Source organism: Streptomyces sp. ICC4, from assembly GCF_003287915.1.
GTDB lineage: Bacteria > Actinomycetota > Actinomycetes > Streptomycetales > Streptomycetaceae > Streptomyces > Streptomyces tritrimontium.
The window spans coordinates 8,977,183-8,990,545 of record NZ_CP030286.1 but is presented as its reverse complement, the minus strand read 5'-3'; the positions used below and the strand labels follow the sequence as shown (position 1 = coordinate 8,990,545).

Below are 13,363 nucleotides of genomic sequence, written 5' to 3'. Positions count from 1 at the left end.
AAAAAAAAAAAATATACGTGAGAGAGACAGAGGGCTACCGCGCCAGACAGAGAACTGAGCCTTTTCCAACCTCATGTTGAGGCGTGGTGGAGGACGAGGACGGCCTTCACGATGTCGGTGATCCGGTTGGTGCTGCAGCGGAGCTTCCGTAGGAGGCGCCAACCCTTCAGCACGGCCATGGCCTGCTCGCCGACGCAGCGGATCTTGGCGTGACTGCTGTTGTGCCGTCGCTTCCATCGCTTGAGCCGGCGGCCCCGGAAGGGGACTCGGATGTGCCGGCCGGCGCCTTGGTAGGCCTTGTCCGCCCAGCACTTCAGGCCCACGGCGGCGAGCGCGTCGACGATGCCATGGCTTCGTGCCGCGGTCAGGTCGTGAGTGGCTCCGGGCAGGGCTGGTGACGCCCAGAGCAGTCGGCCGAACGGGTCGGTGAGGACCTGGACGTTCATGCCGTGCCGCTTGTGTTTTCCCGAGTAGTAGGGGGTGTCGGCGGCGATCCGGTCGATCGGCAACAGCGTGCCGTCCAGGATCACGAACGCTTTCGTCCGGGCTGTCTCCATCGCCGTGGCCAGGGTCGGTGCGCGAGCGGCCAGGACTTCGATGGCCTCGCGTATGTACCGGTAGACGGTCGCGATGCCGATTCCGAACCCGGCGGCAAGCTGGGCGTAGGTGTCGCCGCACCGCAGGTGAGCCAGGGCGAGCAGGGCCTGACGGCCGACGGACAGTCGTCTCCACCGCGTACCGATCTCCCGTTGCCGAACTGCGAGCTGCTCGGTCAGGTGCCGCAGGGTACTGCTGGACAGATCGATCGACGACGGGTAGACAAGCACGCGAAGCTCCTGGCGGACACGGGTGATCTTGGTCGAGAACCCGTCTACCAGGAGCTTCGTCGTTCCGTACAGCCCACACCGACCAACACCACAGCCCCACCGTCAGGTTGAAAAGGGCTCAGCTCGGAGATGTGTATAAGTGGCAGCCCCCACCCCCCTCCAACCCCCGAACCAAGCTCCTGCCGGAACACCGCTGTTCCTCGTGCAGCCCCACTACGCGTCGGGGGACCAATTCGGCATCGCCGCCGCCCTCATCGCCGAGGAGAACCTCTCGGTCGTCCTGACCTACGCGGAGGGAAACGAGAGGCACAAGGCAGCCGCCGAAGGCATGGCCGCCTTCTACCGCGCTTCAGGGATCGGGGACCATCGGATCGTCCTCACCGCGGCGGCCGTGCGGCTCAAGGAGATCACCGTCGGAACGGGCGAAGACCAGCGAACCCAGCTCGTCGAGACCACCGAGCGGCTCAAGGCAGTGAACGTGGAGACCGAAGCGGGTCCCCTCTCGATCAAGCTCAACAAGAGGAACCAGCTCGGTGTAGGAGACGCCACGAAGCGCGTCGGCCAGGATTTCAGCACCGATCTCCGCACAAAGCTCCGCGAGGGCTGGAACGTCGGTCCCGACGCGGAGCGGGACGCCGCCATCACCACCTGGCTGGACCGCAAGGGCGTCACCCTGCAGGACGGCGACAAGGTCGCCGTCCTGTGGTCGCGCTTCAGCGGCAAGAAGGGTGAAGTGCACATCGAGCACGACACCAGCTACCTCGGCATCGCCCAGATGATCGCGGGCCTCGGCGACATGAAAGCCGTCCTCATCGTCGGCGACTCCGGCCACACCCCGGCAGGCAAGGCCAAATACCAGGCGATAGCCGACTACTTCAACACCGGCGCCCTCCCCGGCACCGAGGGCGGCACCCGACCCGAAGGCTTCACCGCACAGGTCGCGGACCTCACCGAATTCTGGAAGGACCAGTCCGTCCACACCTGGAACGGGCACACCCGCACCGGCCAGTTCCAACTCTTCGACCACCTGTGTGCAGGCGGTCCGGGGCGGCGTAACCTGGCTGGCGCCATGCCGTACGAAGCACCCACTCACACCGTCGAACGCTCCCTCCGAGCGACCACCGGCGCCAAGGTCATCGCCGGGGTCGACGAAGTCGGACGAGGGGCCTGGGCCGGTCCCGTCACCGTATGCGCGGCGATCACCGGTCTGCGCCGGCCGCCCGCGGGACTCACCGACTCGAAACTGCTCACCCCCAAACGACGTGACGCGCTCGTCGTCGTCCTGGAGGACTGGGTCACCGCCTACGCCCTCGGGCACTCCTCCCCGGAGGAGATCGACGAGCTCGGCATGACCGCCGCCCTGCGCCTCGCCGCGGTCCGCGCCCTGGAGGCGCTGCCCGTGCGGCCCGACGCGGTGATACTCGACGGCAAGCACGACTACCTCGGTGCGCCCTGGCAGGTCCGGACGGTGATCAAGGGCGACCGGTCCTGCGTCGCCGTCGCCGCGGCCTCGGTGATCGCCAAGGTCCGGCGCGACCGGATGATGGCCGAAATCGGTGAACGGGGCGGCGGGATCGAGGATTTCGCTTTCGCCGCCAACGCCGGATATCCCTCGCCCGTGCACCGGGCGGCGCTGGAGGAGATGGGGCCGACCGCGTACCACCGGCTCTCGTGGTCCTACCTCGACGCGCTGCCCCGCTGGCGCCACCTCAAGAAGGTGCGCCGCAGCGAGGAGTCGATGGAGCTGGAAAACGGAGGCCAACTCGGCTTCGATTTCTGATCGCACACACGTGCCGCCCACCGGTACGTTTCGTACCGGTGTTTGATAGATGTCAACTCACGCCTCTTACCCCCGCCCCGAGGAGCCTCAGATTCACGAGAGTGCCCAGGGTCCCCGCGTCACGCCGGCCGCGAGCCGCACCGCGCAGACCCCCCGTCCCGTTCCTGGTCCCGACGCCTCCGTCGGGTGGTTCGCCGTACGGCTCGCCGCCCCCACCGGGGGGCGGCGAGCCGTACGGCGAACCACCCGACGGAGGCGTCGGTTCCTGGGGCTTCTTGAGGAACGGGTCGTCCTCGGGCGGCTGGCCCGGCGGCGGCTGGTCGGTGCTCATGGCCCGAGTCGAACCCGGCCCGGCCGGGCCCGCAACGGGAACGCGTCCGTTCGGGGGACGCGCGGGGGCGGGCGGACCATCGGCTCCGCCCGGGCGGAGCCCGACAGGGCCTAGCGGGCCACGTACGTGCCTGCGGCGCGGTCGTGGAGGGCGCGGCGGCGGGGGCGGTCCGCGAGGGCCCACAGGGCCCCCGGGAGGCCCAGGAGGGCGTACACGAGCCAGCGGCGCAGTGCCGCGCCGAAGCCGGGCGGGCGCAGCGTGGCGGCGGCCAGGACGCGCACGCCGAGGAGCTTCTTGCCGGGGGTGCGGCCCCAACGGGCGGTGGGCAGGGCCTCGTAGAGGACGCCGAAGACGAGGACGGCGCCGAGGACGAGGGCGAGCCGGCCGGCGATGGTGCCGTCGACCAGCCACACGGTGGTGGTCCGACCGCTCACCCGGGCGGCGTCCACCTTGGCCTGGATGTGGGCGGTGGCCTCGGGCAGCAGGGGCAGCGCGACCCCGGCGGCGACGGCCGCGAGCACGAGGGAGTCCAGGAACCGGGCCGCTGCGCGGCGCGCGAGCCCGGCGGGGCGCACGGCCCGCTCGGCCATCCGCTCGAACACGGCCCGCCCGGTGGCGGGCCGGGGCGTGGCGTGCGCGGTCGGCGCGGGAGTCGCGGACGGTACGGCGGCCACGGGAGCCGCGGGGGCCACGGGCACGGCGGCCGGGACCGCGCGCTCCGCGGGCCTCGCCGCCGGCCGGAGCCGGGCCGCGGGGGCGGCCGGAGAGCCCGGGTCTAGACGGGGAGGATCGTCGGCAGCGTAGAATTAGTATAAGAGACAGGGCTATGACTGTGGCGCGTGCGCGTCTGCTGGTTCCGGTGTTTCTGCTGGTAGGGGCTGTGTTGGGGGTTTTGGGTCCGGTGCTGACGCGGCCGAGGCCGGACGGCGGGCGGGAGGTGGCCGGCGGGGCGCTCGGGCAGGTGGTGCACTTGCTGGCGAGTGCGGGGTGGTCCTGGGCGGCGTTCGCCTTCGCCGTCGGGTGGGTGTGCCGGTCGTGGCGGCGGGCAGTGTGGCTGGCGCCGGCTGCGTTGACGGTGGCGGTGACGGCGTACTACCTGGTGAAGATGGCGCAGGGCGAGTTCCGGGCCTTCGACATGACGGTGGGCTACTACGAGCAGCCGGACCCCTTGCCGATCGACTGGGCCGGTTTCCTGTCGAAGGCGGTGGCGTGGTGGGTAGCGGCCGTCACCTTCGGCCCGCTACTGGGCTGGGCCGGCACCCTGGCCCGCCGCCCCCACCTCAGCGGACTGGCCTTCCGGCTGCTGGTCCCGCTGATCGCGATCGTCGACATGACCGTGCGCCTTCCCGGCAGCCGGGAACTCGACGGCGCAGTCGCCATCGACACCTGGAGCACCGTACGGATCGCCGCCGCTGTTACCTGCGCACTCCTGACCGTCTGGGCGCTGCACACCACCCTCCGCGCCCGCCGCGTCGTCCGCACCTGAGCGGGCCCCGCAGCCGCGGCGCGGAACTGCCCGGCCTCGTACGCCAGCCTGCCGGACACAGCCACCCCCCGCTACCGCGCCCAGTGGACGCCGAGCTCGGCGATCTGGGCGAGCTGCTCGGGGGTGAGCCGACCGCGGCGCTGATTCTGGTTGACGATCCACACCCCCGTCCGGTGCTCACCGCCAGCGGGGAGCAGCTCGACGTGCCCGCGCCCCGGCAGGCCCCCCGCGATGCGGGGGAGACCGCGACGGGGTGGGTGCGGTGGTGATGCCGGTGCACCGGGGCGGTGAAGGGTGCGCTGGCTGGTGGTGGTGGTGTGGAGGCGTCGGCTGACGTCAGTGGGCCCTTGCCGGCGGTGCGGCGGTATGGGCACCGAGAGCGCGGGGGACTGACGGTTCTGGGGTGCGGGGGCCACGTCCGAGGAAGGCCGTCACGGCCGTTGCTCCGCTGAGGGTGAGGCGGACCCGGTCGTGCGGGGGGCCTCCGCCGAAAGCCGGTGGCGCGGATCCGGGCTCGATTGCGATGAGCCCGGCGTGTTCTAGCGCGCGCAGGGTGTCGATGCGTACGGAGTTGCCGCGGCTGTGAACGAACTCGTGCCCCTCGCGTCGGCCGATCACGATGTGCCCTCGGGCCGTGGCGTGAAGCGCAGTTCGCTCGGCGGGAGTCAGCGCATCGTTCCTGGTAGTCGTCGCGGGCCGTCGGCGGTGAATCTCGGAAGCTACGGCGCTCGCTGACTCCAGGGCCATGGCTGGAGCCAGAGCCGTCAGTTCTCGTGCGAGCTGTATCTGGCGTGCGACTTCTTCGCTCCTGGTTGGCGGGTCCGAGGGCGAGGCCGGGGCGCCAAGTTGTGCCTTGGCCTCGGCAAGATGTCGGACCGCCTGTCCGGTGAGAACGGCCAGCTGCTTGATCCGGAGCGTGGCCTCGGTCAACGTCACACCCGCGTACATCGGCTGGTCGACGATGGCCTGTACGGCCTCCAGACATGCGCTCACCAGGACTTGCGCCGAGGTGTGACCCCAAGTGGCGCCGTAGGCCGGCTGGAGCCGGGCGAGCTGATCGTTGTGCTGGGTGAAGCTGTCGGCGAGCGCGAGCAGGCGTACCACGGGTGAAGGCCGGTCGTGGGTGGACGGAGGCCGGGCGGTCTGCGTGGATCGCGGGGGAGGTGTGGGTGCGGACAATAAGAGAAAGGGACCCGGAATGCGCCACCACGCCGAGCACCGCGCGTGGAGCGAGCCCAACCCGCAGAAGCCCCACGCCCCGGCCCAGGCGACGGCCCCCGCCGTGACCCCCGCCGACGCCGCCGACGCGGCCCGGCTGGTCGCGTTCGGGCTCCAGCCCAAGCTGCTGCCCGCCCGCGACGCCGAGTACGCCGAGCTGCTGCGCCGCTACCGCGAGGACTCCGCCTTCGGCCGGCTCGCCGACGCGGTGGCCACCGGCCTCGGCCTCGTCGTCCTCGAAGTCTCCCCCCGGGCGGGAATGGCCGTCGCCGCCGGCGAGGACTCCGTCTTCGCCGTCCGCATGGGCGACTACGCCCGCCGCGCCACCGCCGACTCCGCGGACCGCTTCCTGCACGGCCTCGCCCACCTGGCCGTCGCGGCCCTCGCCTTCCCCCGCCCCGAGGACCTCGCCGACGACGGCTACATCGGCCGGATCACCGTGAACGGCGTCGACGCCTTCGTCCGGCAGACCTGCCGCCGCCTGGAGGAGCGCGCCGAGGAGCTCGGCGAGAACACCGATCCGGCCTCCGACGCCCCCGGCCTGGAGGCCGCCTGGCGGGTCTACGCCCGCCGCAGCGCGACCGGTGCCACCAAGGACGCCCGCCGCCTGGCCGGTTCCACCACCGGCATCGTCGGCAAGGCCGCCGCCTTCCTCACCGACTCCGGCTTCCTCCAGCGCACCGGGGACGAGTCCGGCGGCACCTACCGCACCACCCCCCGCTACCAGCTCCAGGTCCGCGACATGGCGGGCAGCGCGGCCATGGCCGAACTGCTGGAGCTCGGCGTGGTCCCCGTCAGCGACGGCTCCGCGAGCCTCCTGCCGCCGCCCGAGGGCGACGACCTGGAGCTCGCGGCCGACGCCGGCCTCCCCCTGCCCGCCCCGCCCCCCCCCCCGCCCCTCTCCCCCCTCTCATGGTGGTCCCTTCGCCCGGGCCCACCTGCGCCCCCGTCACGGCGACCAGAAGCCCCACCCCCCAGCACAGGGCCGCCGCCGAACCGGTCCACGCGACGGCCAGCGGCCACCACGCCCGCCGGGTCCCGCCCCTGGCGAGCAGCACCGCCCCCGCCCCGGCGGTGAGCGTGCATATCCCGTGGACGGCGGAGGCCACGGCGGTATCGGAGGAGTACCGCGCGATCTGCTCCGCGTCGAGCCCGGCCGTGCCGCCGAGGGCCCAGTGGAAATGCGCCGCCGCCACCACCGCGGACAGTGCCGCCGCGGCTCCCGCCACCACCCCCGTGGGTGACGGGAGCCGCGAGCCGAGGGCGCCCTGCCAGCGCCTGCCCCAGCGTTCGCGCGCATAGGGCACGAACAGGCCGGCCAGGGCGAGCGCCTGGACGATGAAGCCCGAATAGACGACGTGGAAGACCCAGGGGTCGAGGAAGGGCGTACTGGTCGCCCGCTCGGCCGCGTCCGGCCCCAGCCCCAGTGCCCTCACGAGGAGTTGGCCGGGGAAGCCGAGCACGATGGGCGTGAGCAGTCCAGTGGCGGTGAAGACCGGGACGGTCAGCAGCCAGGACGGCACCCGTCTGCCCCAGGGTCTGGTGAGCGCCAGCGCGAGCACGATCACGGCGGCGTCCATGAGCACCGTGACGGCATTGGCCGCCGTGATGAACGGCCGGGGCTCCAGCAGCACGCTGCCATCGGGTATCCCGACGCGGCTCCCGGCCAGCCAGGCGGTCTTGAGGGTCAGATAGGGGACGGTGGCGGCCATGGCCACCACGGCCAGCGCACTGCGCCCGGCCCCCGCCCGGGGAGCCCGCGGCATTGCTTCCTCGTGTGCCGGTCGCGGTGACCGTGTCGGGTGAACGGCTCGTGTGGTCATGACTCAACGGTCCCGGTTCCGCGCCCCCGCCACCTCCCCCTTGAAGAGGGGCCAGCACCCTCGCCCCGCCCCCGCTCGCGCGGAGCGGCCCGGCGGGGCGAGGGTGCTGGCCGTGATCCCGGCCCGCGGCGGCTCCAAGGGGGTGCCCGGCAAGAACCTGGCCGACGTCGGCGGGGTACCGCTGGTGGTGCGGGCCGTACGGGCCTGCCTGGGGGCCGGCAGCGTCACCGACGTCCTCGTGTCCACCGACTCCGAGGCGATCGGCGCCGCGGCCCGGGGCGCCGGGGCCGGCGTGCTGCGGCGGCCCGCCGGGATCTCCGGGGACACCGCCACCAGCGAGGCCGCCCTGCTGCACGCGCTCGACGCCTTCGAGGAACTGCACTCGGTCACGGTCGACGTGGTCCTCCTCGTCCAGTGCACCAGCCCCTTCGTCACCGCCTCCGACGTGGAGTCCGTCGCCGCCGCCGTCGCGTCCGGCGCCGCCGACTGCGCGCTCACCGCGGCCCCCTTCCACGGCTTCCTCTGGCGGGCGGCCCCCGACGGCTCCGGGACCGGGGTCAACCACGACACCTCGTACCGCCCCCGCCGCCAGGACCGCCCCCAGGACCTGCTGGAGACCGGCGCCGCCTACGCCATGGACGCCGCCGGATTCCGCACCGCCCGCCACCGCTTCTTCGGGCGGACCGTGCCCGTCGCCACCGACCCCGCCCGGGTCCTGGAGATCGACGACCCCCACGACCTGGCCCGGGCCCGCGCGCTCGTCCGTTCACTTCCGTACGCGGCTTAGTGCAGGAAGGTCCGGGCCGGCCGGGTGGTGATCTCGTCACGGAAGATCGCGATCTGCGAGCTCACCTGGCGCATCAGGTTGGTTTCCTCGATCCGGTCGAGGTAGAGGCAGCGGGCGGCCAGGCCGGTCAGTTCGAAGGTGAAGCAGAGCGACGTCAACGGGTTCACGAAGAGCTCGCCGCCCCGGGTCCGGTCGGTGAAGCGGACGTCCCCGAAGGAGCCGCGGGGGATCCAGTGAACTGACGATGCGTCAGATCGATCTGGCTCTCCGGCCCTCCGGGGAGCGGTGATGAGGAGTGGTGTCGTGAGTACTGGTGCTGGTACGGCTGAGCGGTTCGACCTGCCGGAGATCGACGAATTCACGCGGCCCTACTGGGACGCGGCGGCCGAGGGACGGCTGCTGCTGCGCCGCTGCGGGGAGTGCGGGAAGGCGCACCACTACCCGCGGGAGTTCTGCCCGGCATGCTGGGCGGGGGAGGACCGGGTGGCGTGGGAGACGGCGAGCGGGCGGGCCGCGCTGTACACGTGGTCGGTGATCCACCGGAACGACCTCTCGCCCTTCGGGGCGCGGGTGCCGTACGTGGCGGCGGTGGTGGACCTCGCGGAGGGGCCGCGGATGATGACCGAGGTCGTGGGCGCGGAGGGGGCGGAACTGCGGGTGGGAATGGACCTGTCGGTGACCTTCCGGGAGGCGGTGGACGGGATCTGGGTGGCGGTCTTCACCCCGGCGGTGGCCTGACGGCCCCGTCTCCGACCCTGGCCCCGTCCCCGGCCACACCGCATGCCTGGCCCACCTGACCGACACCGACCGCAACATCTATCTGGCCAGCCTGGCTCCTGGCGCCGACATCGACCACCGCGGCCTCCACTTCACCGAACCACTCCTCACTCCTCCACGCCCTGCGCGACCCCACCACCCAAAACCCCCACCTCGGCGACGCCCAGTTCGGCGGGGCGCAGTTTTCCGGGAACGCTGGGTTCGGCCGGATATCGCCGCGTCGACCAGCTCGGCGGTGAACACCTTCGTCAGGATCCCGATCCGCACCCGCTGGCCTGCTCGCCACCCCGTCACACGGGGCAACGGCCTCCGCAGCTCAAAAGCAACTGCATTGGCCTCGGCCGGCCCCTCCCGGCCCCGCCACAGCCAGGGCCGTGCGGGACGTACGGGCTGGAGGGGGCGTACGGGCCGGAGGAGGGGCCGCGGGGGCTGGTGGGCGGTGTTACGCGACCATGACGGGAATCCCACGTTCCGGCCGATCATGATCCATAGATTTCTCATCAGCAGCCCCGCAGACCTGACCGGACGAAACCCCGACAGCGACACCGCGGCATGCGGCTCTCCTCCCCTTCCGAGACAATGCTCCAAGGAGTCGTTATGCGTACCGCCCTCCGTACCTCGATCGTCACCGCCGCCCTCGCCGGGGTGCTGCTGGCGCCTGCCGCGACCGCGTTCGCGGCGACCGCCGCCGCTCCCTCCGTGGCGGCCGTGACCTCCGTGTCGGTGTCCTCGATCGCGGCGAACTCGTCGAACACGGACCGGTACGACGGTGAGAGCGTGCTGGTCGCCGACGGCCGGATCGCGGTGCTGCGCAACGAGTCCGAGGGCCCCGAGGCCTGGATCCGCGCGGTCGCCCCGGACTGGAAGCCGGGTGACGGCTGGGCGGGCCGCGTGCTGGCGAAGCTCGACACCGCCCACCCCCGCGCCGTCGTCGAGGGCGTCCAGTACGACCTGAAGAAGATCGACGCCGGTGCGGACGAGGGCCGCTACATCCTCAACGTCTACGTGCTCGGCGAGGGCGCCCTGAGCGGCTGGTACCTGCTGCCGAAGGCCGAGCCGGCCACCACGCCCTCGGCCAAGCCGAGCACGACGCCGTCCGCGAAGCCGGGCGCGGCGGCGAGCGCGGCGCCCACCGCCGATGTGAAGCCGCAGACGGTCGCCGTCCCCAAGGGCCCGGTCGCCGCGGGCGCCGAGCTCGCCGCGCGGGAGACCGCCGACACCACGGGCGCCGCCACCACGGGCGCCGCCACCGCGGCCGTCGCCGCCGGGCTCGCCGCGCTGGTCCTCGCGCTCGGCACCGGCTTCATGGTCCGCGCCCGCAAGGCCCGCTCCCGCGGCTGAGCCCCGTGCCTCCCCTCCCCCTTCGGCGGGCCCCCTCCGGGTCTGCCTGTGTGGTGGTCTGTGAGATGGGTATAAGAAACAGGCCGCCTTCGACGCCTTCAACCGGCTCCTCGACGGGGGCCGGATCCGCCGCCTGCTCACGCCGGCCGGCCCCGTCGAACGGCTGGAGGCCGCCGATCCGGCCCGGCTGCTCGGCCACCTCGCGGCCGCCGACTACCTCCGCCTGCTCACCACCGCCCCCGAACGCCTCAGGATCTGCGCCAACCCGACCTGCGGCCTGCGCTTCCACGACGTCAGCCGCAACGGCACCCGCCGCTGGTGTTCGAGCACGGGCTGTGGGAACCGGGCGAAGGCGGCCCGCCACTACGCGCGCCGGACCGCGCGCGCTTCGTGAGCCGCGGCCGGTCCAGGAGACGCAGCAGGGGACTGGTCATCGCCGTGGTGGCCAGCGCCACGAGGGTGAGGATGCCGAGCAGCCGTCGGTCGATGACGCCCGCCTGGTAGCCGATCTGGATGACCACCAGCTCGGTCAGGCCCCGGGCGTTCAACAGCACGCCGACGGTGAGCGCCGGCCGCCAGGCCATGCCGGTCAGGCGGGCGCACAGGGCGGGGCCCGCGATCTTGGCGAGGACGGCGAGTGCGAGCAGGACCGCGAGGACCGAGGCCGTGCGGGCGTCCCAGCGCAGGCCCGTCAGATCGGTCGACAGGCCGAAACCGAAGAAGAAGAACGGCAGCAGCACCGACCGGGCGGTCGAGGCCAGCCGCTCGGCGGCCCGGTCGGCGTGCCCGCCGCCGGTGTCGTCGGTGCGGCCGCTGGTACCGCCGCCGCTGGTACCGCCGCCGCTGGTACCGCCGCCGTCGGCAGCGGCGGCGCCGACCGGCCAGGCCAGACCCACCAGGAGCGCGCCGATCAGCTGGTGGACGCCGAGTGCGGCCGTCGTCGCGGCCGCGGCGGTGACCGCGACGACCAGCAGCACGGTGAGCACGGCGACCGGGTGCTCGCGGTCTGGGCGCGCGAGAGGAGCGTCGGCGGGGGCGGATGTGATAAGGGGACAGGTGCTCGGCAGCGGCCCCTCGGAGGCCGTGCTCCGGGCCGGCCGCGCGCTGCTCGGCGAGCCGGACCGCCGCGCGTTCCGGGAGCTGGCCTCCGGGGTCTGGGAGAAGCACAGCGGCCCCGTCAGCCAGGCCCTCATCCGGCTGCCCGCCCTGCGCGGAAGCGGCGAGGAGGCGGCCCTGGCCGATCTGATCGCCGTCCACCTCTACCTCTCCTCCTCCCCCGACGACCCGTTCGGAGCCCGCGCCCTGGCCGAGGACGGCGACGGCGCGCTGCGCCCGTACGCCGCCTGCCTGGCCTCCGGTCTGCGGCGCCTTCCCGCGCTGCGGGGCACCCTCGTACGCGCCGTGGCGCCGTCGTCCGTCCCGGACGAGTTGGTGCCGGGCGCGCTGCTGGAGTGCGACGTTCCGCTGGACGTCGTCCACCTGGACGCGCGGCACGCGCCCCAGCCGCCGCCGTCCCACGTCCGCTACGCCATCCGGCCCCTGACCGCCCGCCGCACCTCGGTGCTCTCCCGTGACGGGAACGGGACGCAGGCTCTCTTCGGTACCGGCGCGGCGTTCACCGTCCTGGCCCGCCACGACGCGGCCGGCGCCCTGCCCGCCCGCATCCTGCTGGCCGAACTGCCCACCGGCACCGGCCCCTTCCGGGCCCCCTCGTCCGATGTCGTGGAACGGCTGGACGCCGTCGCCCGCCGTACGGGCCCGGCCGGGGCGACGCCCTGGCCGGACCGGTGCACCGGCCCGTTCCACCGGGCCCAGTCGAGTCCTTGAGCGACGTCGTCGTTCCCGCACCCTTGCTCCTCCTCCCACCCCCGAAAGGCCCACAGCCATGGCAAGCAGAGAGTCCAACCCGGTAGGTGAGAACGCCGGGGGGTCCCCGGTGCGTCGCGCGGCGGCGCTCGCCGTCCTGTCCGAGGAGCCGACGACGGGCCTGTTCACCCGTAGTACCCGTAGATGCAGTGCGCAGGACGGTGCGGTGGTGGAGTTCCGAAGCCAGGGCTGGTGCAGGACGGCGACGGGACTGACGACCGGACCGGGTGGCCAGCAGTGATCAGGGGCCACCACGAGCAGAACCGCAGTTGACGCAGTAGCAGTACCTGTAGGTGCAGTACCCAGCAGTGAAGTCAGTGAGCAGCACCTTGGTGGAGACGTCGAGTGCAGGCGCGGCCACCAGGAAGTTCGGCAGTGGGGTTCCAAGCCAGAGCAGACGCACGACGGGCGACGGGGCTGGCTGCCGAAACGTGGCGCTGGGTCAGGCCACGAGCAGTACAAGCGGTTCGCAGTATCAGCAGTAAGCATCACCAGCAGTACACAGTCCCCCGCTTGGTAAGTAGTTGATCACTGAGGGAAGAACGGAGGAGCTTAGCGCCATCAGGATCGCCCGGGCCGGCAGGTTGAAGCCCGGGTACCGCAGGACATCGTTAGTGAGGTGGTCTCCGGTCAAGCAACCGCGATCCCCGCATCCCGATCACGCATGAGTCGGGTCTGCGGACACAGAAGGCCGGCGCAGTATCAGGGCCGGCAGATGGTGTAGTAGTTCCTTCGGGGCCCTGGTGCCATAGGCACCAGGGCCCCTCCACGCGTTCCACGAGAGAGGTTCAATGACAGCAGACGACTCGTTCGGCCGTCTCGACGACGACGACTACCCCGCCTACACCATGGGCCGGGCCGCCGCGATGCTCGGCACCACCCAAGGTTTCCTCCGCGCCCTGGGCGAGGCCCGCCTCATCACCCCGCTCCGCTCGGACGGCGGTCACCGCCGCTACTCCCGCTACCAGCTGCGCATCGCCGCCCGCGCCCGCGAACTCGTCGACCAGGGAACCCCGATCGACTCCGCCTGCCGCATCATCATCCTCGAAGACCAACTCGAAGAAGCCCAACGCATCAACGCCGAATACCGCCGCGCCGGCGAATCCTCCGCGTGCGGGGGCGCGCCG

The 13,363-nt window shown here is 72.4% G+C and carries 11 protein-coding genes and 5 pseudogenes; 10 read left to right on the top strand and 6 right to left on the bottom strand.

Going from position 1 to position 13,363, the window contains the following annotated elements; translation table 11 throughout:
• Positions 1–71: 71 nt before the first annotated feature.
• Positions 72–827, bottom strand: coding sequence for a transposase family protein (locus DRB89_RS42455; RefSeq protein ID WP_112453081.1), 756 nt, complete (start codon positions 825–827; stop codon positions 72–74).
• Between the two features lie 1,069 nt (positions 828–1,896).
• Between DRB89_RS42455 and DRB89_RS42450 the strand changes: the two genes are divergently transcribed.
• Positions 1,897–2,607 (top strand): ribonuclease HII, encoded by a 711-nt coding sequence (locus DRB89_RS42450; RefSeq protein ID WP_112453070.1) that lies wholly within the window; start codon positions 1,897–1,899, stop codon positions 2,605–2,607.
• A 441-nt stretch (positions 2,608–3,048) separates the two neighbouring features.
• Here the strand turns inward: DRB89_RS42450 and DRB89_RS42440 are convergent, their stop codons facing one another.
• Positions 3,049–3,636 (bottom strand): RDD family protein, encoded by a 588-nt coding sequence (locus DRB89_RS42440; protein ID WP_239516710.1) that lies wholly within the window; start codon positions 3,634–3,636, stop codon positions 3,049–3,051.
• 272 nt (positions 3,637–3,908) lie between these two features.
• Between DRB89_RS42440 and DRB89_RS42435 the strand changes: the two genes are divergently transcribed.
• On the top strand, positions 3,909–4,424 hold the full coding sequence (locus tag DRB89_RS42435) for a hypothetical protein (RefSeq protein ID WP_162688973.1): 516 nt from the start codon (positions 3,909–3,911) through the stop codon (positions 4,422–4,424).
• Between the two features lie 71 nt (positions 4,425–4,495).
• On the opposite strand, the gene DRB89_RS43550 is transcribed toward DRB89_RS42435, so the two are convergent.
• Both DRB89_RS43550 and DRB89_RS42425 read right to left on the bottom strand, forming a co-directional pair.
• Positions 4,496–4,588, bottom strand: a complete 93-nt coding sequence (locus DRB89_RS43550) for a helicase (RefSeq protein ID WP_162688972.1) — start codon at positions 4,586–4,588, stop codon at positions 4,496–4,498.
• A gap of 172 nt (positions 4,589–4,760) precedes the next feature.
• Positions 4,761–5,528 carry a hypothetical protein gene (locus DRB89_RS42425; protein ID WP_112453078.1) on the bottom strand — a complete coding sequence of 256 codons (768 nt, stop codon included), beginning with the start codon at positions 5,526–5,528 and terminating at the stop codon, positions 4,761–4,763.
• A 94-nt stretch (positions 5,529–5,622) separates the two neighbouring features.
• Here DRB89_RS42425 and DRB89_RS42420 point away from each other — a divergent pair.
• From DRB89_RS42420 to DRB89_RS42410, 3 genes and pseudogenes are all read left to right on the top strand, one after another.
• Positions 5,623–6,522, top strand: a pseudogene (locus DRB89_RS42420) (hypothetical protein); the annotation flags it as partial.
• A gap of 590 nt (positions 6,523–7,112) precedes the next feature.
• A complete protein-coding gene (locus DRB89_RS42415; RefSeq protein ID WP_162688971.1) occupies positions 7,113–7,337 on the top strand; it encodes a hypothetical protein in 225 nt (74 codons plus the stop codon).
• A 231-nt stretch (positions 7,338–7,568) separates the two neighbouring features.
• Positions 7,569–8,225: pseudogene (locus DRB89_RS42410) on the top strand (acylneuraminate cytidylyltransferase family protein); the annotation flags it as partial.
• Positions 8,226–8,248: 23 nt separating this feature from the next.
• Here DRB89_RS42410 and DRB89_RS42405 read toward each other — a convergent pair.
• A pseudogene (locus DRB89_RS42405) lies at positions 8,249–8,476 on the bottom strand (hypothetical protein); the annotation flags it as partial.
• A gap of 79 nt (positions 8,477–8,555) precedes the next feature.
• Between DRB89_RS42405 and DRB89_RS42400 the strand changes: the two are divergent.
• The 3 genes and pseudogenes from DRB89_RS42400 to DRB89_RS42385 all read left to right on the top strand — a co-directional run.
• Positions 8,556–8,990 carry a Zn-ribbon domain-containing OB-fold protein gene (locus DRB89_RS42400; RefSeq protein WP_239516709.1) on the top strand — a complete coding sequence of 145 codons (435 nt, stop codon included), beginning with the start codon at positions 8,556–8,558 and terminating at the stop codon, positions 8,988–8,990.
• Positions 8,991–9,626: 636 nt separating this feature from the next.
• A complete protein-coding gene (locus DRB89_RS42390; protein WP_112453072.1) occupies positions 9,627–10,370 on the top strand; it encodes a hypothetical protein in 744 nt (247 codons plus the stop codon).
• Positions 10,371–10,470: 100 nt separating this feature from the next.
• Positions 10,471–10,764, top strand: a pseudogene (locus DRB89_RS42385) (CGNR zinc finger domain-containing protein); the annotation flags it as partial.
• On the opposite strand, the gene DRB89_RS42380 reads toward DRB89_RS42385, so the two are convergent.
• On the bottom strand, positions 10,664–11,356 hold the full coding sequence (locus tag DRB89_RS42380; protein WP_162688970.1) for a cation:proton antiporter: 693 nt from the start codon (positions 11,354–11,356) through the stop codon (positions 10,664–10,666). The pseudogene DRB89_RS42385 and the gene DRB89_RS42380 sit on opposite strands and share 101 nt — an antisense overlap.
• Positions 11,357–11,426: 70 nt before the next feature.
• Between DRB89_RS42380 and DRB89_RS42375 the strand changes: the two genes are divergently transcribed.
• Both DRB89_RS42375 and DRB89_RS42370 read left to right on the top strand, forming a co-directional pair.
• Positions 11,427–12,197 (top strand): hypothetical protein, encoded by a 771-nt coding sequence (locus tag DRB89_RS42375; RefSeq protein ID WP_162688969.1) that lies wholly within the window; start codon positions 11,427–11,429, stop codon positions 12,195–12,197.
• 830 nt (positions 12,198–13,027) lie between these two features.
• Positions 13,028–13,333: pseudogene (locus tag DRB89_RS42370) on the top strand (MerR family transcriptional regulator); the annotation flags it as partial.
• Between the last annotated feature and the right edge of the window lie 30 nt (positions 13,334–13,363).

Bases quoted from the DNA above. Each gene is read 5' to 3' on its own strand.
- DRB89_RS42450 (WP_112453070.1), top strand. From the start codon at position 1,897: ATGCCGTACGAAGCACCCACTCACACCGTCGAACGCTCCCTCCGAGCG.
- DRB89_RS42390 (WP_112453072.1), top strand. From the start codon at position 9,627: ATGCGTACCGCCCTCCGTACCTCGATCGTCACCGCCGCCCTCGCCGGG.